At 66.4% G+C, this 25,584-nt stretch carries 22 protein-coding genes; 12 read left to right on the plus strand and 10 right to left on the minus strand.

The features are described from left to right. The first annotated feature begins 91 nt into the window (after positions 1 to 91). Positions 92 to 1,123: a ScyD/ScyE family protein gene (locus D9V29_RS04155; RefSeq protein ID WP_183084906.1), complete on the plus strand. Its 1,032-nt coding sequence runs from the start codon at positions 92 to 94 to the stop codon at positions 1,121 to 1,123. A gap of 54 nt (positions 1,124 to 1,177) precedes the next feature. On the opposite strand, the gene D9V29_RS04160 is transcribed toward D9V29_RS04155, so the two are convergent. Then, on the minus strand, positions 1,178 to 2,005 hold the full coding sequence (locus D9V29_RS04160; protein ID WP_121672076.1) for a class I SAM-dependent methyltransferase: 828 nt from the start codon (positions 2,003 to 2,005) through the stop codon (positions 1,178 to 1,180). Between the two features lie 245 nt (positions 2,006 to 2,250). On the opposite strand from D9V29_RS04160, the gene ligD reads away from it, so the two are divergent. Beyond that, complete coding sequence (gene ligD, locus D9V29_RS04165) at positions 2,251 to 3,312, plus strand: non-homologous end-joining DNA ligase (RefSeq protein ID WP_121672077.1); 1,062 nt, start codon at positions 2,251 to 2,253, stop codon at positions 3,310 to 3,312. Here ligD and D9V29_RS04170 read toward each other — a convergent pair. After that, positions 3,309 to 4,361, minus strand: coding sequence for an ATP-dependent DNA ligase (locus D9V29_RS04170; protein ID WP_229790362.1), 1,053 nt, complete (start codon positions 4,359 to 4,361; stop codon positions 3,309 to 3,311). The genes ligD and D9V29_RS04170 overlap by 4 nt on opposite strands. A gap of 96 nt (positions 4,362 to 4,457) precedes the next feature. Here D9V29_RS04170 and D9V29_RS04175 point away from each other — a divergent pair, with 96 nt between their 5' ends. Together D9V29_RS04175 and D9V29_RS04180 are read left to right on the plus strand one after the other, a co-directional pair. Then, a complete protein-coding gene (locus tag D9V29_RS04175) occupies positions 4,458 to 4,895 on the plus strand; it encodes an MSMEG_6728 family protein (RefSeq protein ID WP_121672078.1) in 438 nt (145 codons plus the stop codon). 4 nt (positions 4,896 to 4,899) lie between these two features. Beyond that, positions 4,900 to 5,742 carry a DUF72 domain-containing protein gene (locus D9V29_RS04180; protein ID WP_121672079.1) on the plus strand — a complete coding sequence of 281 codons (843 nt, stop codon included), beginning with the start codon at positions 4,900 to 4,902 and terminating at the stop codon, positions 5,740 to 5,742. Positions 5,743 to 5,746: 4 nt separating this feature from the next. Here D9V29_RS04180 and D9V29_RS04185 read toward each other — a convergent pair whose 3' ends face one another. Further along, positions 5,747 to 7,453, minus strand: a complete 1,707-nt coding sequence (locus tag D9V29_RS04185; protein WP_183084907.1) for an NAD(P)/FAD-dependent oxidoreductase — start codon at positions 7,451 to 7,453, stop codon at positions 5,747 to 5,749. Between the two features lie 134 nt (positions 7,454 to 7,587). Here D9V29_RS04185 and D9V29_RS04190 point away from each other — a divergent pair, with 134 nt between their 5' ends. From D9V29_RS04190 to D9V29_RS04200, 3 genes are all read left to right on the plus strand, one after another. Beyond that, complete coding sequence (locus tag D9V29_RS04190) at positions 7,588 to 10,218, plus strand: ATP-binding protein (RefSeq protein WP_121672081.1); 2,631 nt, start codon at positions 7,588 to 7,590, stop codon at positions 10,216 to 10,218. Further along, the gene (locus D9V29_RS04195; protein WP_121672082.1) at positions 10,211 to 11,092 is read left to right on the plus strand and encodes a hypothetical protein; all 882 of its coding nucleotides are present in this window, start codon (positions 10,211 to 10,213) and stop codon (positions 11,090 to 11,092) included. Before D9V29_RS04190 ends, D9V29_RS04195 begins: the two co-directional genes overlap by 8 nt. A 70-nt stretch (positions 11,093 to 11,162) precedes the next feature. Next, on the plus strand, positions 11,163 to 12,524 hold the full coding sequence (locus D9V29_RS04200) for a maltokinase N-terminal cap-like domain-containing protein (RefSeq protein WP_121672083.1): 1,362 nt from the start codon (positions 11,163 to 11,165) through the stop codon (positions 12,522 to 12,524). A 2-nt stretch (positions 12,525 to 12,526) separates the two neighbouring features. On the opposite strand, the gene D9V29_RS04205 is transcribed toward D9V29_RS04200, so the two are convergent. Genes D9V29_RS04205 through D9V29_RS04220 form a run of 4 tightly spaced genes read right to left on the minus strand, consistent with a single transcriptional unit; the run spans position 12,527 to position 15,356 of the window. After that, positions 12,527 to 13,036, minus strand: coding sequence for a mycothiol transferase (locus tag D9V29_RS04205; RefSeq protein ID WP_121672084.1), 510 nt, complete (start codon positions 13,034 to 13,036; stop codon positions 12,527 to 12,529). Further along, positions 13,033 to 13,731, minus strand: coding sequence for a hypothetical protein (locus tag D9V29_RS04210; protein ID WP_121672085.1), 699 nt, complete (start codon positions 13,729 to 13,731; stop codon positions 13,033 to 13,035). Before D9V29_RS04210 ends, D9V29_RS04205 begins: the two co-directional genes overlap by 4 nt. Next, on the minus strand, positions 13,728 to 14,108 hold the full coding sequence (locus tag D9V29_RS04215; RefSeq protein ID WP_121672086.1) for a DoxX family protein: 381 nt from the start codon (positions 14,106 to 14,108) through the stop codon (positions 13,728 to 13,730). Before D9V29_RS04215 ends, D9V29_RS04210 begins: the two co-directional genes overlap by 4 nt. A 51-nt stretch (positions 14,109 to 14,159) precedes the next feature. Further along, on the minus strand, positions 14,160 to 15,356 hold the full coding sequence (locus tag D9V29_RS04220; RefSeq protein WP_121672087.1) for a baeRF2 domain-containing protein: 1,197 nt from the start codon (positions 15,354 to 15,356) through the stop codon (positions 14,160 to 14,162). A 243-nt stretch (positions 15,357 to 15,599) separates the two neighbouring features. Here D9V29_RS04220 and glgX point away from each other — a divergent pair, with 243 nt between their 5' ends. The 4 genes from glgX to D9V29_RS04240 all read left to right on the plus strand — a co-directional run bounded on the left by glgX (position 15,600) and on the right by D9V29_RS04240 (position 22,354). Continuing rightward, positions 15,600 to 17,810 (plus strand): glycogen debranching protein GlgX, encoded by a 2,211-nt coding sequence (glgX, locus tag D9V29_RS04225; protein ID WP_121672088.1) that lies wholly within the window; start codon positions 15,600 to 15,602, stop codon positions 17,808 to 17,810. After that, positions 17,807 to 20,134 (plus strand): malto-oligosyltrehalose synthase, encoded by a 2,328-nt coding sequence (treY, locus tag D9V29_RS04230; protein WP_121672089.1) that lies wholly within the window; start codon positions 17,807 to 17,809, stop codon positions 20,132 to 20,134. The genes glgX and treY overlap by 4 nt, the downstream gene beginning before the upstream one ends. A 1-nt stretch (position 20,135) precedes the next feature. Continuing rightward, positions 20,136 to 21,878, plus strand: coding sequence for a malto-oligosyltrehalose trehalohydrolase (gene treZ, locus D9V29_RS04235; protein WP_121672090.1), 1,743 nt, complete (start codon positions 20,136 to 20,138; stop codon positions 21,876 to 21,878). A 116-nt stretch (positions 21,879 to 21,994) separates the two neighbouring features. Then, the gene (locus D9V29_RS04240; protein ID WP_121672091.1) at positions 21,995 to 22,354 is read left to right on the plus strand and encodes a nuclear transport factor 2 family protein; all 360 of its coding nucleotides are present in this window, start codon (positions 21,995 to 21,997) and stop codon (positions 22,352 to 22,354) included. A 9-nt stretch (positions 22,355 to 22,363) separates the two neighbouring features. Here D9V29_RS04240 and D9V29_RS04245 read toward each other — a convergent pair whose 3' ends face one another. Further along, positions 22,364 to 23,338: an LLM class F420-dependent oxidoreductase gene (locus D9V29_RS04245; protein ID WP_121672092.1), complete on the minus strand. Its 975-nt coding sequence runs from the start codon at positions 23,336 to 23,338 to the stop codon at positions 22,364 to 22,366. 200 nt (positions 23,339 to 23,538) lie between these two features. After that, complete coding sequence (locus D9V29_RS04250; RefSeq protein ID WP_183084908.1) at positions 23,539 to 23,910, minus strand: VOC family protein; 372 nt, start codon at positions 23,908 to 23,910, stop codon at positions 23,539 to 23,541. Between the two features lie 154 nt (positions 23,911 to 24,064). On the opposite strand from D9V29_RS04250, the gene D9V29_RS04255 reads away from it, so the two are divergent. Beyond that, a complete protein-coding gene (locus D9V29_RS04255) occupies positions 24,065 to 24,442 on the plus strand; it encodes a VOC family protein (RefSeq protein ID WP_121672094.1) in 378 nt (125 codons plus the stop codon). Positions 24,443 to 24,449: 7 nt separating this feature from the next. Here D9V29_RS04255 and D9V29_RS04260 read toward each other — a convergent pair whose 3' ends face one another. After that, positions 24,450 to 25,568, minus strand: a complete 1,119-nt coding sequence (locus D9V29_RS04260) for an acyl-CoA dehydrogenase family protein (RefSeq protein WP_121672095.1) — start codon at positions 25,566 to 25,568, stop codon at positions 24,450 to 24,452. Between the last annotated feature and the right edge of the window lie 16 nt (positions 25,569 to 25,584).

Genomic DNA, 25,584 nt, shown 5'->3' on the forward strand with positions numbered 1-25,584 from the left:
TCGTGGCGGGATGCGACGATCGCCGGGATGGCACTCTCCGCACTTCGTGAACGATCCGGTCGTTCACGAACGCTCTACCGGAAAGCCCCTCATGAAAACCCCACGAACAACGTTGTTCAGTGCTGCCCTCGCGGCGCTTCTTCTGCCGGCACTTCTCGTGCCGGCCGCTGCGACGGCGACGCCGCGCTCCTCAGAACCGACCGTATCGGTGCTGGCTTCAGGTCTCGAAGGGACCACAGGAAGCACGATCGGACCGGACGGTGCCCTGTACGTGCCCGAGGCGGTGACCGGCGAGGTCACGCGCATCGACCTCCGAACCGGCCGCACCTCCACATTCGCCAGCGGATTGCCCGAACGGGTGATCGACCTGGGCGGAGCGATGGATGTCGCGTTCATCGGCCGCACGGCCTTCGTGCTGGTCACCCTGGTCGGGCCGGACGTCGGCGGGGCCGATGTCAACGGGCTCTACCGCATCGACAGGGCCGGCACTCCCACACTGGTGGCCGACATCGGTGCCTGGAATGTCGCCAATCCGCCAGACACAGCGTTCGACGTCCCGAGCGGGTTGACGTTCGCACTTCAAACCGTGCGCGGAGGCTTCCTCGTCACCGACGGCCACCTCAACCGCGTGCTCTTCGTCACCGTGCGCGGCGATATCCGTGAGGTCCGTGCATTCGGCAACACCGTGCCGACCGGGCTCGCGCTGTTCGGACGCACCGTCTTCCTCGCCGAAGCCGGGCCGGTACCTCACGTACCCGAAGACGGCCGGGTGATCGCGTTCCCCGTGCGCGGGCAGGGCGGCGAGGCGCGCACCGTGGCATCCGGCTACAGCCTGCTTGTCGACGCGGAGTTCAACCGCTGTGGCGGTCTGTTCGCCCTGTCTCAGGGTGATTCACCCGGGCAGGTTCCCGCTGGAGCTCCTGCACTGCCCGACAGCGGTGAGCTGTTGAAGGCCAACCGCAACGGCACCTTCTCTGTCGTCGCTGCCGGACTGGATCTGCCGACATCGCTCGAGTTTCGCAAGAACACGGCTTACGTCGTGACGCTCGGGGGTGATGTCCTCCGGATCGACAACGCATCGCCAAAGAAAGACTGCGGGAAGTTCGGTCATTTCGGCCGGTGACCCCCGTCGATGCCCGCCCGGACGAACACCGGGCGGGCATCGCAGCGGATGCCGTCACTCGGCCTTACGGGCTGTTACGAGCAGGTACTCCCATTCGAGCGTTCCTGAGCCGTTGTCGTGCCGCCGGGCGAGGTCGGCCAGGTCCCGATCGAGCGCGGCCACGCGGTCGGCGTCGTCCCCGAGGTTGCGGTAGGTGGCGATCGTCGGGCCGTACCGTTCTTTGAAGTAGTCGCGGAACTCCTCTGGTGTGCTGAACATCGAGACGGAGAGGGTATTCCGCGCGGCGGAAAAGTCGGTGACCCGATCGCCGAGCAGGGACCGGACATGCTCCTCGTCGCCCCACCGTGGCGGCGGAGTAGCTCCGGGAGGCGGTGGCGGTGCGTACGGCTTCATCGTCGCGAACATCTGGCCGATGAACCCCTCCGGGGTCCAATTGATGAGCCCGAGCGTTCCTCCCGGTCGACACACTCGGATCAGCTCAGCCGCGCTTGCTTCGTGGTGCGGGGCGAACATGATCCCAACCGTCGACATGACGACATCGAACTCGTCGTCGGCGAATGGCAGCGCCTCGGCGTCCGCCTGTTGCCAGTCGAGCTGAACCCCGAGTTCCTCCGCACGACGACGGCCGCTTTCCAGCAGTTCGGGGGTCAAATCGCTTGCGACGACGCTGGCACCGGCCTGTGCGGCGGGGATGGATGCGTTCCCCGAGCCGGCGGCGATGTCGAGCACGCGCTGGCCGTCGCCGATGCCGCACGCTTCGACGATGGTGGCGCCCAGCTCAGAGATGAGGTCTGATGCGAGTTCCGGATAGTTCCCGAACGCCCACATCGCCCGGTGTTTTGCTTTCAACGCCTTGTCGGCGTCGCTGACGACATCGGTCATCGTGTTCCTTCTTCCTTCTCGTCGGACGCGCCCGACGGGCACTGTTCCGTTCGCGGAATTCGACAGGCCGGATCCCGTTGCCCGTTCTCCACGGGCTGTTCTGCGGCGAGGGTACTCCTGCGGCGCACTCGCGTCACGGGGGTCATCGCTCCGCTCGGCGCGCGAGCACATTCGGTGGCGCCTGCCGATCATGGAACGCACGCAAGGCCGTGACTGGTCGCGATGATGTGGCTAGGTTGGGAGCCATGGCCACAGACGCGGAAGTCCTCCAGGTACCCGGACCGAACGGCGAGAGGAATGTTCGCATCTCGAGTCCGACGCGCGTGCTCTGGCCGGAGCCCGGCCTCACCAAGCTCGACCTCGCGCGCTACATGATCGATGTCGGTGAGGCGTTCATCCGGGCGAACGGCGACAGGCCCGTGTCTCTGCAGCGATTCCCCGGAGGCATCGACGGTGAGCAGTTCTTCTCCAAGAACCCGCCGAAGGGGGCGCCGGACTACGTGCGCGCCGTACCGGTCGTCTACCCGAGCGGCCGGTCGCATCCGCAACTCGTGCTCGACGAACCGGCGGCGGCGGTGTGGGCGGTGCAGATGAACACCGTCGTCTTCCACCCGTGGCCCTCACGCGCCGGCGACTCCGACAACCCGGACCAGCTGCGGATCGACCTCGACCCCCAGCCGGGAACGGGCTTCGCCGACGCTGTCCCGGCGGCGTTCGAGCTCCGTGAGGTGCTTGCGGAGGCGGGGCTGACCGCGTTCGTGAAAACCAGCGGGAACCGGGGCATCCATGTGTTCGCCCCGATCGAACCAGTCCGCGAGTTCCTCGACGTCCGTCACGCCGTCATCGCCGCCGCGAGGGAACTCGAACGGCGGATGCCCGAGAAGGTCACCACCGCCTGGTGGAAGGAAGAGCGCGGCGAGAAGATGTTCGTCGACTACAACCAGGCCAACCGCGACCGGACCATGGCGGGGGCATACAGCCCGCGCGCGCTTGCCCACGCGCCCGTCTCCTGCCCGCTGGGCTGGGACGAGCTCGAGGGCGCTGACCCGAGGGACTTCACCATCCTCACCATCCCCGCACGGCTGGCAGACGTCGGCGATCCGTGGGAGAACATGCACGAGAAACCCGGGACGGTCGATGTTCTGCTCGAATGGTGGGATCGTGACGTGTCGAACGGTCTCGGTGAACTTCCCTTCCCGCCCGACTTCCCGAAAATGCCCGGCGAGCCGCCGCGGGTGCAGCCGAGCCGCAAGAACGAGGCCAACTGGGACGGCGAGGAGAAAAAGAAGGCTGGGCAGTACAACTAGTCGAGCACGTCGTCGAGGTCGTATGCGGCGGGTATCTCGAGCTGATCGAACCGGCACGACGAGGCTTCCCGATCGGGACGCCACCTCGCGAATTGCACGGTGTGACGAAACCGCATCCCTTCCATCTGGTCGTACTGCACCTCAGCGACGCGGGTCGGTTCGAGCGGAACGAACGAGACATCCTTGCTCGAACTGAAGCGGCTCCGGTCCGTCTCAGCGCTCGCGACGCTACCGTCGTCGTCGCGCACGACGAGCGGCTCGAGCTCGTCGACGAGTTCCAGCCGACGGGTGTTGCTGAATGCGGATGCCCCGCCGACGTTCCGAAGAACTCCGTCATCGTCGTAGAGCCCGAGGAGCAGTGATCCGACGCCGGCGCCGCTCTTGTGCACGCGATACCCGACGATCACCACATCCGCGGTCCTGTGGTGCTTGATCTTGAGCATCTGCCGCTTGCCCGGCGCGTACGCCCCAGCGAGCGGCTTTGCGACGACGCCGTCGAGGCCTGCACCCTCGAACTCGATGAGCCACTTCCGGGCCAGGTCGACGTCGGTCGTCGTTCTGGTGAGGTGCAGCGGGTGTCGAGGCGTGCCGAGGAAATCCTCGAGCAGTGCCCGCCGCTCGCCGAAGGGCAGATCGAGGGTGCTCTCCCCGTCGAGCCCGAGCAGGTCGAAGGCGACGAACATCGCCGGTGTCTCTGCCGCGAGCATCGTCACTCGGCTTGCTGCGGGGTGGATCCTCGCGGTGAGGGCTTCCCAGTCGAGCCGCTGGCTGCCCGGCTCTCCGGTGGGGACGACGATCTCGCCATCGAGTACGCACGGCCGGGTCAGGAGCCGGGCGAGGGCATCCGTCAGCTCGGGAAAATACCTCGTGAGCATCTTGGCGCCCCTGCTGCCGATCTCGATGTTCTCGCCGTCGAACGAGATGATCGCCCGGAAACCGTCCCACTTGGGCTCGTAGCTGAGACCGCCGTCGACGGAATCCGGGTCGGGAACGGCTGCGACGGCTTTCGCGAGCATGGGGGAGGGGAGTTCGAGTGCCGGAGTATCCATGGCTCGATCCTGCCGCAGTCGAGGCTGCGGCGACAGAGGCGAGTGTCGTCAACCCCGTGTCCCTGTGCGAGAGGGCGGTGTTAGCGTCGATCCACTGTGCAGACCTTCCTTCCGTACCCGTCGTTCTCAGAGAGCGCGCGCGTGCTTGATCGCGCGAGGCTCGGCAAACAGCGGGTGGAGGCGCTCCAGCTCCTTCGAGCGGTCACGATTCCGACCTATGGCTGGCGCAACCATCCGGCGGCGAAAATGTGGAGGGGATATCTCCCCGCGCTGACCAGGTACGGCCTCGACATGACGGATGCCTGGATCTCGCGCGGACACGCGGATACCGTCCGTCCGCAAATCCTCGAGTTCGCCCCCGAGGTCGACGCGCTCAGCCAGGAAGACCTCGAGCTGCCGCCGTGGCTGGGCGATGAGGCGCTTCACCTCAGCCATCGGTCGAACCTCATCCGCAAGGACCCGGAGTATTACGGAGAGCTGTTCCCCGGTGTCCCTGCCGACCTGCCATACGTGTGGCCGGGCGAGACCCGGTAGCGCCGTGGCGACAGCATTCGTGGGAATCTCCGGCTGGAGGTACAAACCCTGGCGCGGCGTGTTCTACCCGAAGGGTCTCGTGCAGAGGAACGAGCTCGCCTTCGTGGCGGAGCGGCTCAATTCGGTCGAGATCAACGGGTCCTTCTATTCGCTGCAAACCCCGGCGAGCTATCAGCGCTGGGCCGCCGAGGTTCCTGAGGACTTCGTGTTCGCGGTGAAAGGCGGGCGTTACCTCAGTCATATCCTCCGTCTCCGCAACATCGAAACAGCGCTGCCGAACTTCTTTGCGTCAGGACTGCTCGCTCTCGGTCCCAAACTCGGGCCGATCCTCTGGCAGCTGCCACCGAACTTCGTCTTCGATGCCGCGCTGGTCCGCTCCTTCCTCGAAGCGCTTCCGCGGACGACTGCCGCCGCCGTCGAGATCGCGCGCGGTCACGATGAGCGGCTCGACGGTCGATCCTGGCTGCAGACCGACGAAGACCGCCCGCTGCGACACGCGGTCGAGGTACGGCATCCGAGCTTCGAGTGCGAGGAATTTATCGAGCTCATGGCGGAACAGGACGCCGGGATCGTCGTCGCGGACAGCGCCGGGCATTTCCCCCAGATGTTCGACGTCACCTCCGACTTCGTCTACGTGCGGCTTCATGGGGCGCAAGAGTTGTACGTCAGCGGTTACCCGGAGGAGCTCCTGCAACAGTGGGCGAATCGGGTCGACGGCTGGCTCACCGGCGCGACCACGCCGGACGGCAGACCGCGCGACGTGTACGTCTACTGTGACAACGACGTCAAAGTGCGGGCGCCGTACGACGCGATGCGCCTGCGCGAGCTCCTCGCCGAACGCCGCTGACCGGTCACCCTCGTGCGGCCGAACGCTCGGCGAGGAAAGCGTGCACGGAAGAAATGACAACCGACCCCTCACCCACGGCAGACGCGACCCGTTTCACCGAACCACGCCGCACATCCCCGATCGCGAACAGCCCGGGCACCGACGACTCGAGCGCCCCCGGCTGCCTCGCCTGCGACCACGCCCGGCGGCCACCCTCGAGCACGACGTCGCTCCCCGTCCAGACGAACCCCCACCTGTCGCGCAAGACCTCGTCCGGCAGCCAGCCGGTGTGGGGAGCAGCGCCGATCGTGATGAAGAGCGCGTTGCTCGGCACGCTTTCTTCCTCCCCGGTGACGCGGTGCCGAAGCACGAGGTACTCGAGCCGGTTCCCGTCGCCGCCACCGCCGACGACCCTGGTCTCGGTGATCACGGCCACCCCGGCGGCGGCGAGCTCGGCGATCAGGTAGGCCGACATGCTCGCTGCGAGGTTCGGGCTGCGGACGATGAGCGAAACGGATGCCGCGTAGCGAGCCAGGTGTAACGCCGCCTGCCCCGCGGAGTTCCCTCCGCCGACGACGTGCACGATGCGCCCGGTCTGTGCCTTCGCCTCGACAGCGGACGCGCCGTAGAACACGGCCGATCCCACCCACGGGTCGAGAGCGGGAATAGCGAGCCGACGGTAGGAGACCCCGCTGGCGAGCACGATCGACCTCGCCCGCACCGTGTCCCCGGGTGCGACGGTGAGTTCGAAGGCGTCCGGCTCAACCCGCATGCTGACCGCCTCCCGGGTATGGGCAAATTGGGCTCCGAACACCCAGGCCTGCTGGTAGGCCCGTTCCGACAGTTCAGCACCCGAGACCCCACGGGAAAAACCCAGGTAATTGCGGATGAGGGAACTCGACCCGGCCTGCCCGCCGATCGATTCCCGCTCGAGGACGAGGGTGTCGAGACCCTCCGACGCGGCATACACGGCGGCGGCGAGCCCGCCGGGCCCCGCACCGATGATCGCGAGGTCGACGGTCTGGGCAGGGAGCGCGGTCGTGAGTCCGACGGCATCCGCGAGATTCGCGTTCGTGGGTTCGAGGAGAAGCCGGCCGTCCGCGAGAAGCACGGCGGGAGCATCCGTTATGTCGTTGGCGACGTCGTCGGCGGCGGACGTGGCGAGCGGCGACCCGGGAGCGGCATAGCGGAACCGGATGCCGGCCCTCGACAGAAAGCGCCGGATCTCGTGGACGCGGGGAGACGAGTCACGGCCGAACACGATCGCGTCGGGGGAGTGATCGCCCGCTGCGCGTTCCCACTCGAGCAGGAACTCGGTGACCGTGCGGTGGAAGTACTCGTCCGGTGTGTGCCGGGGAAGGACGACGTAGTAGTCGATGCGGGTGCGGGTCATCGCGTCGAAGATCGCCCTCGCGACAACCGGATCCACCCACGAGCCCCACCGCACCACGAGGCCGCGGCGAACGTCCGGGTACAGCCGCCTGGCAAGGTCGAAGACGGTGACGTCGTCCGCGTCCTCCGTGAGGTCGTCGGAGAGCACGAGGGCAACCTGCCGCTCGGCGGTGCTCGAGCGCCGGAGGAGATCGGCGGATTCGGCCGCTGTCGACGACGACATCACCTCGTAGTCGGCCGAGTAACGGGTATGAAGCTCATCGACGAGACGCTCCCGCGCGTCTGGGTTCGCCGCACAGACGAGAATGATCGGATGTGATCGGTCGTCGCCCCTCGCCATGTCAGCCCTCCGTCCTCCGATGGCTGCCGAGGATTGCTGCGGCCAGAGTACTCCCGGCATCCTGCGACGCACCAGCGGTCCGGCCGGATCCGAGGGCTGGACGAGGACCCTCGGGGCGTTCCACACTTTCAGGTATGAATTCCTCGCGAGGTATTCGCACGCCCGACCAGCGTCTGCGCGTCTTCGTCAGCTCGACGCTGAAGGAGCTGGCGTCGGAGCGTAAAGCGGCACGCGCCGCGATCGAACGCCTGCGCCTCGCGCCGGTGATGTTCGAACTCGGGGCCCGCCCCCACCCGCCCCGCGACCTCTACCGTTCCTACCTGGAACAGAGCGACGTCTTCGTGGGGATCTACGGGGACCGGTACGGCTGGGTCGCCCCGGGCGAGGACGTCTCAGGGCTCGCCGACGAGTATCTGCTGTCACCGCGCACGATGCCGAAGCTCATCTACATTCGTGAGTCCGAGGGGCGTGAGCCGCGCCTCACTGAGCTGCTCGATCGCATCCGCTCCGACGATTCCGCGTCGTTCAAGTACTTCTCCGACCCACGGGAATTGCGCGGCTTCCTCGAAGCGGACCTCGCCGTCCTGCTCGCGGAGCGCTTCGACCAGAGTCGGGTTGTACCGGAAACTCTCCCGCACGGGGCAGAGACCGTCGTTCCGGACGGTGACGACCAGGTGCGGCTCCCCGTTCCGCTGACCGGCCTCGTGGGCCGCGACAAGGAACTCGAGGCACTGGACCGGATGCTCCGCGGCGGGTCGGTGCGGTTGCTCACCCTCACCGGCCCCGGGGGAATCGGCAAGAGCCGTCTGGCGATCGCGGCAGCGGGACGAGCCGCGAGCAAGTTCCCCGGGGGCGTGCGCTTCGTCGACTTCTCCGCGGTGCGCGAACCCGCGCTCGTGTTCTCCACTATCGCCCAGGCGCTCGGCGTGCGTGACATCGGTGACACGCCCGTCATCGACAAACTCGCAACGGCCATGCGCTCCAGGAGGATTCTCCTGATCCTCGACAATTTCGAGCAGATCGTCGAAGCGGCTCCTTCGCTGTCGGAACTGCTCGTGGTGGCGCCATCCCTCACCCTTCTCGTCACAAGCAGGAGCCTGTTGCGTGTCTCCGCGGAGCGCAGCTTTCCTGTCGGGCCCCTCGAACTGCCTGATGCCGGATCCGGCTTCCGTCCTGACGACGTCGTCGGCATCCCGGCCGTCGCACTGTTCGTCGAACGCGCCCACGCGGTGAAACCGGACTTCGAAGTGACCGACGCCAACGTCGACGCCGTCGTCGGGATCTGCCGGGCGCTCGACGGTGTGCCACTCGCCCTGGAACTTGCGGCGGCGAAGATCCGGGTGTTGTCGCCGACGTCGATGCTCGAACGGCTCGACCGGTTGCTGTCCTTCCTCGGCGACGGCCCGCGGGACCTTCCTGCCCGCCAGCAGACTCTCCGGCAGACCATCGAGTGGAGCACCCAGATGCTGAGCGACGACGAGAAGAGTCTTCTTGCCGCGACCGGGGTGTTCGAGGGAGGGTTCTCGCTCGAAGCGATCGAATCGGTGTGGGACCAGGAGCGGGAACACGACACCCTCGGGGTGCTCGGTGTCCTCGTCGACAGCAGCCTGGTCCGGCAGCAGGATTCGGGTGGCCGGTCGTATTTCTCACTTCTGGCGACAGTGAAGGCATACGCCGTCGAATGCCTGGAGGAGTCCGGGGACCTTGCCGACTTCCGGGAACGTCACGCACGCTACTTCATCGCGCTCGGGCTGGAGGCCGAGGCCGAGCTCGAGACGCGCAAGCAACACGACTGGATGGTGCGGCTGACCGATGACTGCGACAACCTCCGAGCCGTCGAACGTTATCTTCTCGCGACGGAGGACTGGGAACGGGCCACCGGGTTCGCCTGGACGCTGTACATCTTCTGGTGGGTCGGTGGTCACCTCGGTGAAGTGCGCCGCTGGATGGAGACCGTGCTGGCATCCGGTGCGACCCTGTCCGACCTGGCCACGGCGGTCGCGCTGTATTACACGCGAGCGATCACCTTCTGGCAGGATCCCGACGGCCAGGTCGTTCCCGGCCTCACCGAGAGCGCCGAATTGTTCCGGCGCGGAGGGGATCCTCCCGGAGAAGCACTCACCCGGATCTCCCTCGCGCTCGCCCTGCTCGCGTCAGCCGAACCGGATCCGGTCGGGGCGGATGAACAACTGAATCGCAGCCTCGAGATCTTCCGGGAGGCGGACGACACCTGGGGTGAATCGGTGACGCTCGTCACCCTGGGGCGGGTCGACCTGCTCCGGCAGGACATTGAGGCCGCGTTCGCCCGGTTTTCCCACAGTCTTGCGCTTGCGAGAGAGCTGGATGACGACCTCGGCGAAACCATCGCGCTCCATCACCTCGGCTGGGCACACGTGGTGATGGGGGACCTGCCGGCGGCAGAGGGATCGTTCCGCGAGAGCCTCGGACTCTCGCTCCGCCTCGGCCACGACGAAGGGATCGCCTACGGACTGGAGGGGATGGTGGCCACCGCTGCGTCCGGCGGCGACATCGAGCGGGCCGGCCGGCTGCTCGGTGCATCGGAACGGGTGAGGGAACAGGGAGGCATTTACAACGCTCCGACGTTCTCATTCCACGACCAGTGGGTGGCGCAGATCCGTTCCAGTCCCGCTGCCACCACGTTCGAGGAGGCGCGGGTGGCTGGGAGGACGCTGTCGGCGCTGGACGCCGCGGCATACGCACTCGAGCAGAATCCTGCACCGGGAGAGAAGACCGGCGATGGCTGAGGAGCAGACAGCACCCGAGGTCCAGCGGCCACGGCCTCAACGCGGAGATGACGGCATCCGGCCCCTCACCAGGGCGGTGTCGATCCTGGTTCTCCCGTTTCTCGCCGCGGCCAGTGTGCTGCTGTATCTCTTCGCCGGAGAGACCGATCGGCTGTTCGCGTGGACGATCCAGCCGCCGCTCACCGCCATGGTGCTGGCGAGCGCCTACCTCGGCGGAATCTGGTTCTTCGTTCAGGTGCTCCGCCAGGGGCGCTGGCACCGGGTGAGGCACGGGTTCCCCGCCGTCCTCATCTTCGCGACGCTCCTCGCTCTGGCGACGATCCTCCACTGGGACCGGTTCCACTTCGGCCATGTCTCGTTTCTCGCCTGGGCAACCCTGTACTTCGTCACCCCGGTGCTGCTCGTGGGCGTTCTCGTCGTCAACTGGCGAGCGGATGTCGGAAGACCGGATGCCGTCGACGCGGCCATGCCCTGGCCTACCCGCCTCGTCCTCGCGATCGTCGGGGTGGGATCCTCCGTCGTCGGGATCGTCATGTTCGTCTGGCCGACCCTCGCCATCGGCTCATGGGCGTGGGAGGTGACTCCGCTCACGGCGAGGGTCCTCGGGGCCGTGCTCATCCTCCCCGGGGCGGTGAACGTGTGGATGCTCGTCGACCGGCGGTGGAGCGCGTTCAAGTGGATCGTGCAGGCCGAACTGGTCTGCCTGCTCTTCCTCAACGTCGCGATCGTGCTGTGCCGGGACCAGCTCGACTGGCGGAACGTCGTGACACTTCCCGTTGTCGTCGTGCTCGCGGCATCCCTCGTCTTCTTCGCGTGGTTGTATCTCGACGGTGAACGCCGCGCTCGCCGCGTTCGGGAGCCGCGAACCACATAGCCCGGAGCGCACTGTCAACCCCGGGCCTCTCGCTCCGGCTTCTTCGGTTCGAGGCAATAGTCTTCGTAGCATGTCCCCGCTGACGAGCCACCTCGACCTCATTGCCCCCTGGCTCGGATCCCAACGCTGGTTCGCCAGCAAAGGGCATCTTCCCGAGCTCGAACTCCTGGGCAGCTGGCAGATCCCCGCTGCCGATTGCCGCGTGCTGACCCACCTGATCATGGATCACAGCGCAACGGTTCCCGTGCTCTACCAGGTCCCGGTCACCGAACACCGCTCTCCGCTCACCGACGGCGACGCTGCCCTCATCGGTACCTTCCCTGACGGCGACGACACCGTCTACCTGTACGACGGGCCCCAGGATCCGGTCTATGCCGAAGCGCTGCTCCGTATGATCGTCTCCGGCGCGACGGCTATTCCCGAGGGCGCGGATGCCGTCGGCCGGTCGTTCGGCGACATGGAGATCTCAGCGATCGACGCCGCCCGTGTTTTGCGGGGTGAACAGTCGAACACCTCGATCATCTACAAGGTGACCACCCCGAACGGTCCGCTCCGGGTGATCTGCAAGGTCTTCCGTGCGCTGCACCACGGAGAGAACCCCGACGTCGTCCTGCAGTCAGCGATTGCCGCCGCCGGCTCCGACAGCGTCCCCCATTCGATCGGTTACATCGAGGGAGGTTGGAGTGATATCGGGCAGCCAGGCGGGCTCGCCCATGGGCACCTCGCCTTCGCGCAGGAGTTTCTCGCCGGCGCCGAGGACGCCTGGCGAATCGCCCTGAGGGCGAGCGAAGACGGCGTCGACTTCACCGCCGAAGCGCACGCGCTCGGTACGACGACGGCGGAGGTGCACCGCACCCTCGCCGCGTCGTTCGGGACGAAAACCCCGTCCGATTCCGACGTCGCCGAGACCCTCGACAGCTTCTCCGCCAGGCTCCAGCTGGCGATCGACGAGGTACCTGCCATCGCTGAACTGCGCGGAGTGATCGAAGATCTCTACTCGACCGTTCGCACGCTGGAGTGGCCGGCGCTGCACCGTATTCACGGGGATTACCACCTCGGCCAGGTCCTCGTAGCTGATGGCCACTGGATCCTCATCGACTTCGAGGGCGAACCGATGCGACCGATGATCGAACGGTCGCGACCCGACTTCGCCGTGCGCGACGTCGCCGGGATGCTGCGCAGCTTCGACTATGTCGCTGGTTCCCTCGGCAGTACCGAGCAGGCGGCGGCGTGGACGAGCGCCGCGCGCCGCGCCTTCCTCAGCGGATACATCGAGGAGTCTGGCATCGACCTTCGCGCGCACCGCGAGCTTCTCGACGCGTTCGAGATGGACAAGGCCGTCTACGAAGCCGTCTATGAGGCACGAAACCGGCCGGACTGGCTCCCGATACCGCTCGCGGCGCTCCGTCGGCTCGCCGCGCGAGCCCGCTGACGTCAGCGGCGGAGCAGAATACCTCTCGCGTACGCGGCCTGACCGGCGTGTTCGAGATCGTCGGTGACGACGCTGATCAGCCGAACCCCGAGTGTGACCGCCGGGGTCCAGTTCTCGTCGACAACACGGTCGAGTTCATCGTCGGACAGAGCGCTGACGAAGTGCATGGTCCGGTCGTGCACCTCGTCGAAGTATCCGAGAAGCAGGTCGGGGGAGTCCACGACGACAGCGCCCGCCTCGTCGGGAGAGTGCCCGTAGCCGGTGTCCGATGCGGGGAGCGGCAGACGGAACCGGTCCACCCAGCCGGCAGACAACCAGATCTGGTCGGTGTTCATCGCATCGGCGATGTGATCGTCCTGCACTCGCGTGAGGTGCCAGATCAACCAGGCGATGCTATTCGCTTCCTCGTCGATCCGGGCCATCAGTTCACGCGAACCGAGGCCGTCGACGGCACGGTGTACCGCTTCTGACACGCGACCGAAGGCATCCGCCAGGATTTCAGCACTTCTCATGATCGTTCCTCCTGGATCTCGGCGTATGACCGCTGGCGCAAACGTCGCGTCCATGCGTACGTTGTGCGTCCGGGCAGCGGGTGTCGAATCGGGTCGTACCGGTCCGTGGTGTCAACCGGGCCGGGCGTACGACCGAGTTCGAGGACCGCGAACGGATGCCATCGGCCACTCGGGGTCGCGTGGTAGAGGTGCAGGCGCCAGGTCGTGGTCTCGAGCGCCTGCGCGAGGGCGGTCGGCTCGGCGGGCAGATCGGTCGGCCCAATGGTCCGCGCGGCGAGGAGAACTGGGCCGCGGTCGGATTTGTATGGGAAGAAGCTGGTGAATCGAGCGCGGGAGGGGGAGCGGTGGACGGCGAGCCAGAACCGTGATGGCATCCCGAAGCCGGTGGAGGCGAGGAGAACGTCCGCGAAGCCGGACGGTACGGGGAGCCGGAGCGCCAGGCCGAGAACGTCAGGGAGCGGCAGGGGCAGGCCGATCGAGCGCGACACCCGGGCGGTGACGGCGATCTGGGAGGTGGGCGGATCATCGAGGAACGGCAGTCCGGACACCGAACCCTGTGTCGTGAAGCGAAGCGTTCCCGACAGTGCGACCCCGTGGGGATGCACCGGCCGCGGAGATCTCACTCGCTGGAGTGCGAGGAGAGACGCGGCGAGGACCCGCCCGAGAATTGCCGACGGGCTCGCGATCTCAGTCATGACGCCTCGTCACGGCCGACCCGGAGAGCGAGTGTGATCAGCGGCGCCTGCAACGGCAGCCGTACGAGCGCGACCAGCCGATGGGGCAGCGGCTTTCTGCGAAGCACGCGCACCGTGCGAACGTTCGCCGGGAAGACCACAAGGAGGAAGAACGCCGACAGCAACCCGCCGATGCTGCGCGTCCGTGGATGCGCGACCATTGCGGCGAGAACCCACTCGGCTGCACCCGAGCCATAGGTCCACGAACGGCTCGAACCGGGAAGGCTTCGGGGCACAATCGGGTCGAAGACCGCCGGACGGACGAAGTGGATCGCCCCGGTGATCGCGAACAGGGTGGCAAGCGCCGTTGCGGTCAGGGGCGTCCTCTTCGTCGTCATCCAGCCACAGTAGGGGATCGGCACTCCTTTCGGCGATGGCTTGCGCCCCGGTCAGGGGCGCGGTGTCCATCGAGGGGTGCCGGGAACAGCGGGACCGGTTGGCCAGCGGAGTACGGCGGCCACCCCAGCGCGCTCGGGGAGTCGACCGGTGTCCACGAACATCAACCGTGAATCGGCGACGAGTGCTGCACGGGACAGTGCCAGAGCAGCGGGCACTGAACCGAGAACAGCGGCTCCGAGCGCTTCCTCCGGCGCTGACGCCACCCACGGCTCGGACGCGAGCGCGAAAAGCGAACGATCGCCGATCGCATCGAGGTCGATGAGCATCTTCTCCACCTGCCCCTGCTGAAGGGCATGGATGACCGCTCCGACACCGACCGCTCCGTTCTCGAAGTCGCCGGCGGAGAGCCTGTCGACGGCAGCCTGTTCGTCCTTGGCCCGCAGCTCGGTCAGCCGGGCGGCCACGTGGTCGTTGAGGGCGTCGCGTGAGGACCCTGCTGCCCTGACGTGCGTGGGGACGGTCGACGCGATCTCCCGCGATGCCGGGGCGAGCTCGTCCGAGAGGAGTTGTACCGCTCGAACGTCGCCGGCGAGGACGAGCAGGCGGGGGCGCAGCTCCCGAACGAGAGTGTCAACCGCACTGGCGAGCTGGTTCTGGTTCTGACGCCAGATCTCCTCCGAGTGGTGCTGGTAGCGGCTGTGCGACCAGCCGCCCGCCTGCACCTTGTTGAGGCTGTCGGTGCGGCCCTGGATGTCTTCGTCATGCAGGCTCGCCGTGTGCCTCGCCCGGAAGGCGTGGATCTCGCCTCCCTCCCGCGCTGCCTCGACGACGAGGTACAGCGCGTCGTTCTTTCGATCGACAAGCAGGGGGAGCAGGTTCGGCACAGCGGTGTACTCGACCGATTCGGCGGAGGTCATCGGCCCGGCGAGGATCTCGTCGATGATCACGTCCCCCTCGGTGGCGACCAGGAACCGGGAGCACGGACCCCCGACGCCGGTCGGTTCAGCGAGTATCCGGTCGATGGCTTCGCAATCCGCAGCGGGAGCACCGGCGGTGCGCAGCGAGTTCCTGATCGTATCCCGCCGGGCCTCGGCGTCCTGTCCCGAGCCGTCGAACAACGCGGCGGCATCCACATGGACGACACTCGACGATCCGTCCCGACGCCAGAGAGCCGCCCAATCCCGAACCTGTTCCGTGCGGGGATCCCGTGTGCCGTTCTCCGTCTGGGCGTCTGTTCGATGAGCCATGTGTCCTCCTTCGTCGGCGAAAGTTCACGCGGGGTCGAACAAGAGCGCCGACCGAGCCGCGCTGGGGTGTTGCTTCCATGAAACCGTTGACCGCCCACCGGCACAAGGGCAACGTCTGCCGCCTATCACCGGCGGCAGCAAAAAGCCAGAGGCGGCGGGCGAAAAGGCAACCGTGGCGCATCGAAGTAAGTTTGTTCCTGCGCTGCGCGAATCTCGCGCAACGCAGCTGAAACAAGGAGACCAATGGAAACCTGGCCCGGAAGTGCCTACCCCCTCGGTGCGACGTACGACGGAAGCGGAACCAACTTCGCCGTTTACAGCGAAGCCGCACATAGAATCGAACTCTGCCTGTTCAGCGAAGAAGGCCTCGACGAGACCAGGATCGAACTGCGCGAAGTCGATGCGTTCATCTGGCACTGTTATCTCCCCGAGGTGCAGCCGGGGCAGCGCTACGGCTACCGGGTGCACGGCGATTACGACCCGAGCCAGGGCAAGCGCGCCAACCCGAACAAGCTTCTCCTCGACCCATACGCAAAAGCGACCTGCGGGACGAACGACTGGAGCCAGGCGCTCTTCTCCTACAACTTCGGCGACCCGGATTCCCGCAACGACGAGGACTCCGCCCCGCACACCATGCTCAGCGTGGTCGTCAACCCGTTCTTCGACTGGGCAGGCGACCGTCACCCGCGCACCCCGTACGGCCAGACCGTGATCTATGAAGCACACGTCAAGGGCCTCACGCAGCTCAACGAAGCCATCCCCGAAGCCCAGCGCGGCACATACTCGGGTATCGCACACCCCGCGACGATCGAGCACCTCCTCAAACTCGGCGTGACGGCGATCGAACTCATGCCCGTTCACCAGTTCGTCCAGGACTCCACCCTGCTCGACCAGGGGCTCAGCAACTACTGGGGTTACAACTCGATCGGATTCTTCGCACCACACAGCGATTACTCCTCGGTTGGCCAGGACGGCCAGCAGGTGCAGGAGTTCAAGGGCATGGTTCGCTCGCTCCACGAAGCGGGCATCGAGGTCATCCTCGACGTTGTGTACAACCACACGGCGGAGGGAAACCACCTCGGCCCCACGCTCTCGTTCCGCGGACTCGACAACGAGGCCTACTACCGGCTCGAGGAAGATGACAAGCGGTACTACACCGACTACACCGGCACCGGAAACACCCTCAACGTGCGGCATCCGCACTCGCTGCAGCTCATCATGGACTCCCTGCGTTACTGGGTGACCGAGATGCACGTCGACGGGTTCCGTTTCGACCTTGCGAGCGCCCTGGCCCGTGATTTGTACGAAGTCGACCGGCTCTCCACTTTCTTCGAGCTCGTGCAGCAGGACCCGATCGTGTCGCAGGTCAAGCTCATCGCGGAGCCGTGGGATGTCGGCCCCGGCGGGTACCAGGTCGGTAACTTCCCGCCCCAGTGGACGGAGTGGAACGGTAAGTACCGCGACACCGTTCGTGACTTCTGGCGCGGTGAACCATCGACGCTCGCAGAATTCGCGTCACGACTGACCGGCTCCGCCGACCTCTACGAGCACTCGGGGCGGCGCCCGGTCGCATCGATCAACTTCGTGACCGCCCACGACGGGTTCACCCTGCGCGACCTCGTTTCGTACAACGAGAAGCACAATGACGCGAACGGTGAAGACAACAACGACGGTGAGTCACACAACCGGTCGTGGAACTCCGGAGTTGAAGGTGACACCGATGACCCCGAGGTGCTGGGGCTCCGCGCGCGCCAGCAGCGCAACTTCATCGCGACCATGCTGCTGTCGCAGGGCGTGCCGATGCTCCTCCATGGAGACGAACTCGGCAGGACCCAGCAGGGTAACAACAACGGCTACGCACAGGACAACGAACTGACCTGGGTGCACTGGGACCAGGCCGACGCTCCGCTCGTCGAGTTCACTGCGGCAGTCGCCCGGCTCCGCAAGGAACACCCGGTGTTCCGCAGGAGCCGCTTCTTCGACGGTCGTCCGGTACGCCGTGGCGAGGGAGAGCCGCTGTCGGACATCGTCTGGCTCACCAGCGAGGGCACCGAGATGCAGCCGGAGGATTGGGACGAGAACCTCGCCCGTACCGTCGGCGTGTTCTTCAACGGCCAGGGCATCCGCGAGCGTGACTCCCGCGGCCAGTGGATCACCGACGTGAATTTCCTGCTGTTCTTCAACGCGGGCGATGAGGACGCCGAATTCATCCTGCCTCCGGAGGAGTACTCCCCGGCGTGGGAGATCGTCGTCGACACGGCCGGGGAGGGCGCGGACTCCGTAGCCCGTGAGGCTGGCGCCGCGCAGAAGGTCGTTGCGCGCTCCATGATGGTGATGCGCGCGTACAGTGCTCCGGAGGCCGAGCCCGATCACTCCGTCGCAGCATCCCTCGCCGTTCTCAGCGGATCCCAGAACACCAGCACGGTCGAGGTGCGCCCCGGAGCAGTGTCATGAGACTTCCGCTCTCGACCTACCGGCTCCAGATCCGTGAGAGCCTCACCCTGACGGATGCCGCGGAACTGACCGATTACGTCACCTCCCTCGGTGCTGACTGGGTTTACCTGTCCCCTCTCCTCGTCGCGGAATCCGGATCGGATCATGGTTACGACGTCGTCGACCACTCACGAATCGACCCGGTCCGCGGGGGAGCGTCCGGGCTCGAGGCGCTGTCGAAAGCTGCTCGCGCCGCCGGGCGCGGCGTCCTCGTGGACATCGTGCCGAACCACATGGGCGTAGCGACGCCGTCACTGAACGCCTGGTGGTGGGACCTTCTCACCCTGGGCCAGGCGTCGCGCTTTGCGGAGGCGTTCGACGTCGACTGGGAGGCTGCTGGAGGTAAAATCCGTATCCCGGTGCTCGGGGATGGTGACACCGAATTGGATTCGCTCACCCTCGTGGACGGGCAACTGCACTATTACGACAATGCGTTCCCTGTCGCTCCCGGGACCGCGGACGACGGGGCGGACGTTCGCACGATCCATGACCGTCAGAACTACGAGTTGGTCAACTGGCGCCGAGCGGACGCCGAGCTGAACTACCGGCGGTTCTTCGCCGTCAACACCCTGGCCGGCATCCGTGTTGAAGTGCCGTGGGTGTTCGCCGAGTCGCACGCCGAAATCGTGCGTTGGGTTCGGGACGGTCTCGTCGACGGATTGCGTGTCGATCACCCCGACGGTCTCGCCGACCCTGGCGGCTACCTCGACGCCCTTCAGCAGGCGACAGGCGGGACCTACGTCCTCGTCGAGAAGATCCTCGAGGGCGACGAGCAGATGCCGCCGAGCTGGGCCGCAGCCGGAACGACCGGCTATGACGCGCTCGGTGACATCGACCGGGTCTTCGTCGACCCGGACGGACAGGTTGTGCTCGACGACCTCGAGGGCAGGCTCCAGGGGGTGCCCGCCGACATAGAGGTGGTCTGGCCCGAGATGATCTACGCCAGCAAGCGCAACATTGCCGACGGCATCCTCCGGTCCGAAGTTCTGCGCCTCGCTCGGCTGGTCCCCGAGATCACGGATGCGGACGATGCCATCGCTGAGCTGCTCGCCGCTTTCCCGGTGTACCGCTCCTACCTGCCATACGGGATCGAGCACCTGCATCACGCGGCGCGGGCTGCAGCGGCCCGTCGCCCGGAGCTCGCATCGACGATCGACGCGCTCGTCCCCGTGCTCTCCGACCCCGATCACCTCGCCGCCATCCGATTCCAGCAGACCTCGGGAATGGTCATGGCCAAGGGTGTCGAGGATACGGCGTTCTACCGGTTCAGCCGCTTGACCTCGCTCAACGAGGTCGGCGCGGATCCGGGAGAGTTCTCCATCGATGTCGCCGAGTTCCACAGCCGGCAGCAGCACCGCCAGGCGTCGATCCCGGCTTCGATGACCACACTGTCGACCCATGACACCAAACGTGGTGAAGACGTTCGCGCGCGGATCGCGGTTATCGCCGAGATTCCGGGGGAGTGGGAGGCAACGCTTGCCGAATTGCGCGAACGCGCACCCCTTGGGGATGGTCCGTTCGAGAAGTTGCTCTGGGAGGCCGTGATCGGCGCCTGGCCCATCTCGCAGGAGCGGCTCGACGCCTACGCGGAGAAGGCAGCGCGGGAAGCCGGGACCTCCACGATGTGGACCCAGCCGAATGAAGCATTCGAGAAGAAGATGCACGACCTGGTCGCGGCGGTCTTCACCGATGACACGGTGTCGCAACTGGTCAGCACCTTCGTTCAGCGCGTCGCGCGCGCCGGCTGGTCGAACTCGCTGGGAGCGAAACTCGTGCAGCTCACCGCCCCGGGTGTGCCGGACGTCTACCAGGGCAGCGAACTGTGGGAGACGTCTCTTGTCGACCCGGACAATCGCCGCCACGTCGACTTCGACGTGCGCAAGGAGTACCTCGCCCGGGTCGACCGCGGCTGGCTTCCTGAGATCGACGAGACCGGAGCGGCGAAGCTCCTCGTCACCTCCCGTGCCCTCCGGCTTCGCCGTGATCACCCCGAGTGGTTCTCGCGGTACCTCCCTGTTCCGGCCTACGGTGACGCCGCCGACCACGTCCTCGCTTTCGACCGCGGAGATGCCGTGACGGTAGCCACCCGGTTGCCGCTCGGCCTCGAAGCGGCAGGCGGCTGGGGCGACACCACGATTGAGCTCGCCGGCCGGCGCTGGGTCGATTCGCTCACCGGCGAACGCTATCCGGGCGGAGCGGTGCGGCTCGCCGACCTGCTGGCAACCTACCCGGTCGCGCTCCTCGTGGCCGACGATTTCGATGACCACGGAATGATGGGGGACTGACATGACCGACAGCATCCGTGTCTGGGCACCAGAAGCGACTCGGGTCGAGCTCGTGATCGAGAACGACAGCCATGAGCTTCGTCCCGCCGACGGCGGCTGGTGGGAGAGCACAGGGGCGCACCCAGGCCCCGACAGCGGTTATGGGTTCCTCATCGACGGCGAGGGGCCGTTCCCCGACCCGCGGTCACGGCGCCAGCCGGATGGTGTCCACGGATTGTCGAGACTCGTTGACCCCACCCGATTCCAGTGGTCGGATGCCGCGTGGACGGGCCGCCAGCTCGCCGGCGCAGTCATCTACGAACTCCACATCGGCACGTTCACCCCCGAGGGAACCTTCGACGCCGCGGCAGCCAAGCTCGACCACCTTGCCTCCATCGGGGTCGATTTCGTCGAGGTGCTTCCGGTCAACGGATTCAACGGCACGCACAACTGGGGCTACGACGGTGTTCTCTGGTACACCGTTCACGAGGGGTACGGCGGACCCGAGGGCTACCAGCGCTTCGTCGACGCCTGCCACCGTGCCGGGATCGGTGTGATCCAGGACGTCGTTCACAACCACCTCGGACCGAGCGGTAACTACCTGCCCAAGTTCGGCCCCTACCTGACCGACGGCCCAGGGAACACGTGGGGCTCGTCGCTCAATCTCGACAGCGAGTATGCCGACACCGTTCGCCGGTACATCGTCGACAACGCCCTGATGTGGCTCGGCGACTACCACGTCGACGCGCTGCGGCTCGATGCCGTCCACGCGCTCGTTGATTCCAGCGCCGTGCACCTGCTGGAACAGCTCGCGAGCGAGGTCGCGGTCCTCAGCGCGTCTGTCGGCCGGCCGCTCAGCCTCATCGCCGAGTCAGACCTCAACGACCCCAGGCTCATCACCCCGCGTGAAGCACACGGATTCGGGCTCGACGCGCAGTGGAGCGACGACTTCCACCACGCCGTTCACGTCGCTGTCAGCGGAGAGACGACCGGCTACTACGCCGACTTCGAACCGCTCACCGCCCTCGAGAAGGTTCTCACCCGCGGCTTCTTCCATGACGGCACCTACTCGAGCTTCCGCGGCAGGAACCACGGTCGCCCGATCGACACGGAACGGATGCCCACCTGGCGTCTCGTCGTCGCCAACCAGAACCACGACCAGATCGGCAACCGTGCCGTCGGTGATCGGCTCGCGGCACAGGTCGGCCCCGGCCAGCTCGCCATCGCGGCTGCCCTCACGCTCCTCGGCCCGTTCACCCCCATGCTGTTCATGGGGGAGGAGTGGGCGGCGTCGACACCGTGGCAATTCTTCACGTCCCACCCGGAACCCGAACTCGGGAAGGCCACAGCCGAGGGGCGTATCGCCGAGTTCGCCAGGATGGGCTGGGACCCGGCAGTGGTTCCGGACCCGCAGGACCCGGCAACGTTCACCAACTCGAAGCTCCACTGGGACGAGCTTGAACACGGCGACCACGCGCGTGTGCTGGCGTTCTACCGGGCTCTCGCCGCACTCCGCCGTGAGCGTCCCGAATTCACCGACCCTCGCTTCAGCCAGGTGAGCGTTCAACTCGACGAAACCGAGCGCTGGTTCGTTCTTCACCGCGGGAGCAGCTCGATCGTGCTGAACCTCAGCGACGCTGAGCGGAGCATCCCGGTGCGGGGAGGCGCGCAGCTCGCCGCATTCACGTCCACCGGAGCCGGAGTCGACGAAGTAGAAAACGGGCGGCTGACGCTCCCCGCCCACTCGGTCGTCGTTCTCGGCTGACTCTCTGAGGACGCTGGTCGTTGGTGTTGCGCGGGTGTCGTTACACCCGCGCAGCGCCGCACCTCCCGCGTGACCGGTGGTTGCTCGAGCGCGCCGACCGGAGTAAACCTGCTTCCATGATGGATCCGACGACGCAGTGGATGCAGGCCTACGAACGAGCATGGGAATCAAACGACCCAGCCGACATCCGGGCTCTGTTCACCGAGGATGCCGTGCTCCGCAACGAACCCTGGACGGAACCGTTCCACGGTCATGAGGCGATCGTCGCGCAGTGGCTCGCACGCAGGGACGAACCCGGCAACCACACCTTCGAGTGGTTTCCCCTCGTGATCACCGACGACCTGTGGGTGGTCCAGGGCGCGACCGACTACACCGACGGCAGGACGTACAGCAACCTGTGGGTGATCCGTCCCGGGGACGGCGGCCGGGCGCGAGAGTTCACGGAGTGGTGGATGGACCAGGGTTCACCCTCGTAGCGCCACGCCCTACAGGGCCCGGAGCCGCTCGAGCAAGGGAGCGGCCGCCTCGGCCAGGAAGTCCTCCTGACCTTCGTCGCCTACCTGGACCAGGGCGATGTCGGTGAACCCGGCATCGATGAACGGCCGGACGCTCTCGGCGATCTCGTCGAGGTCGGGGCCGCACACGATCTGGTCGGCCACGTCTTCCGGCCGGACGAATTGAGAGGCACCGGCGAACCCGGCAGGCGTCGGAAGGTCGGCGTTGACCGCCCAGCCGCCCGCGAACCAGCGGAACTGCTCGTGTGCCCGCTCGACCGCCCTGTCCTTGTCCGGGTCCCAGCAGATCGGGATCTGGCCGATCACGCGAGCGGATGCCGTGTCGCCGCCGTGCGCCTTCTTCCAGTCCCCTACGAGGTCCGCATCGGGCTCGGTCGAGATGAAGTGGTCGGAGAGCGGGGCGAACCGTTCGATCGACTTGCTTCCTGATACCGCGATGCCGATGGGCACCCCGCCGTCGGGGACGTCCCAGAGCCGCGCCGAATCGACCCGGAAGTGCTCGCCCTCCCACGTGACGAGGTTCCCGGTGAACAGTTCACGGATGATGTGCACCGACTCCTCGAGCATGTCCTGGCGAAGATCGACGGACGGCCAGCCGGCGCCGACGACGTGCTCGTTGAGGTTCTCGCCCGAGCCGAGGCCGAGCAGGAAGCGTCCCTCAGACAGCAACTGCAGTGTTGCCGCCTTCTGGGCGACCACAGCCGGGTGGTAGCGGAGCGTCGGGCAGGTGACATAGGTCGCGAGGTCCACGCGTTGCGTAGCCTGCGCGACCGCACCGAGGAGCGTCCAGGCGTACGGAGCGTGACCCTGCTCTGTCAGCCATGGCGAGTAGTGGTCGCTGCAGACCTCGAAATCGAAGCCCTGGTTCTCGGCAGCGACGGCGTAGCCGACGAGTTCCCGTGGGCCGGACTGTTCGGTCATGAGGGTGTATCCAAATCGAGTCATGTCCTCGAAACTGGCACCGCGGCCGAATCCCGGTCAAGGGGTTGCACCGGCGGTGTCTGGGGATCAGGCCCCTCGAGCGGGGCCCGTCATGCTTCCAGCGCGGTACGAAAGGCGTCGGCCGCGGGCCGGTTGAATACGACGAACCGAACCGGGAACGGCGGGTTCTCGTCCCGTACCGTCCGAACCGGCGCGAACGGATGTCATTCGCGCGGCGGCAGCTGCTGCAACACCCACGCGTTGCCGTCCGGGTCGGCGAATCCGACGAATCGTCCCCACGGCTGTTCGTCCACCTCGCTCGCATCGATGCCTTGATCGAGAAGGTGAGCCCTCGCGGCATCCGCGTCGGGGACGACCACCTGGATCCCGTTCTGGGAACCGGGCGCCATGTCCGTGAGTCCTTCGCCGATAGCGATCGAGCACGCGGACCCCGGCGGGGTCAATTGCACGAAACGGACCTCTTCCGACACCCGCACGTCATGATCGACGACGAACCCGACGCGATCGGCATAAAAGGCTTTCGCGAGATCCACATCGGTCACCGGCACGTAGATCAGTTCAATTCTCCACTCCACGATTCCTCCCTGGGTGTGTCTTCGGTTGTGGTGGATCAAGAGTAGATAGCCAAGAGGACGGATGCCGTCCCCTTGGCCGGATGATTTACCCCCTCGCGTGTGCGCGATGCGTGTGCCATCGTGATCAGTGGTTCCGAATCCGAAGGAGGAAGTCATGTTCAGCCCTGTCCACGCTTTCAGCGGTTTCAGCGTTCATGATCTCGATGAGGCGCGCGCGTTCTACACCGAGATTCTTGGTCTCACCGTGACCGAGAACGACATGGGCCTGCTGCAGCTCGTGCTTCCAGGAGGCGCTGAGGTTCTCGTATACCCGAAGCAGGATCACACACCGGCGAGCTTCACGATCCTCAATTTCGTCGTCGCCGACGTCGACGTGGCCGTCGAGGAGCTCAACGGGAAGGGCGTCGTCACGAAAATCTACGACGACCCCAACCTGCCGACGGACGACAAGGGCATCATGCGCGACAACGGGCCGACGATCGCGTGGTTCCGGGATCCCTCCGGCAACGTTCTGTCGGTACTGACGGAGTAGACGTCGACTAGCGCGTCTCGGGGCCGAGCAGGTTCGTCGCCACGGTCGAGTGCGCCGACTCCGGGTCGCTGGGGTGGAAGAGCCCGGCGAGACAATCGCGATACAGCCGGGACAACTCGCTGCCGGTGTCGTAGGAGCTCCCGCCGGACACGCGCACAGCGGTGTCGACAACGCCTCGAGCGACATCCACGGCGCGGGTCTTGGCGCCGACGAGGAGGCGGAACCAGGCGGTTCCATGATCGGCGAGCGAGTCGACATCAGCGGCGAGCGTGTCGAGCTGGGGTGCGAGGGAGTCGAGGGCGATCGCGGCGTCTGCGAGCTGCCAGCGGATGTCGGGATCGCTCGAATACGGGCGTCCTCCGTTCTTCCAGGACGTGCGCCGTCCGGCTGCCTCGACACCCAGCGCGAGGGCACGGTCTCCGATTCCCGCATACACGGCACCGATGAGAAGCAGGAAGTTGCTGAAGATCCCGAACACATACGGGTCAGGGCTCGGGCCGACCGGAAGGATCCGGGCAATGCGGTCCGCGGGAACGAGCGCTCCGTCGAGTTCGGTGGAGAAACTCTGGGTGGCGCGCATACCCAGAGGGTCCCAGGACCCGACCGGGCGATGTCCCTCGGTGTCCCTGGTCAGATAGGCGTGCACAAGGGTGGGATTGTCGGGGTCGGAGTCGTCCCGGCCGAAGATGCCCAGTCGCGTCCACGCGGGGGACAGGGAGGTGAAGATCTTGCGACCGGTGAACACAAACGAGCCACCTGGCCCGGGCGCAGCTGTCGTGCGCGAGTCGAACAGAACCTCGTCGTTGCCCGCTTCGCTGATGCCGAAAGCGAAAAGTTCGCCTTTTCGTGCGTCGTCGAGAATCCAGTCGAGGCTGGAGTCACCCCGGTCGTGCAGAACCCGCGCGACACCGACAACGACATGGTGCATGTTGATCCCGAGCGCCGTCGCCGGGGCGAACCGAGCGAGAAGTCTCTGGTTCCGCACGGCCTCGGCGAGGGACTGCGGCGCGAGGTAACCAGCATCCCGCAACTCGTCGAGGTCCTCGGTGAAGAAACGGTTCTCCCGGTCATAGCCGGGTGCCCGCGAGCGAATCCGCTCCAGCAGGTCGATCGACAGGTCAGTCACGCCCTCAGACTAACGA

Origin of the sequence: Mycetocola manganoxydans (genome assembly GCF_003667545.1) — a bacterium.
Taxonomy (GTDB): Bacteria; Actinomycetota; Actinomycetes; order Actinomycetales; family Microbacteriaceae; genus Mycetocola_A; species Mycetocola_A manganoxydans.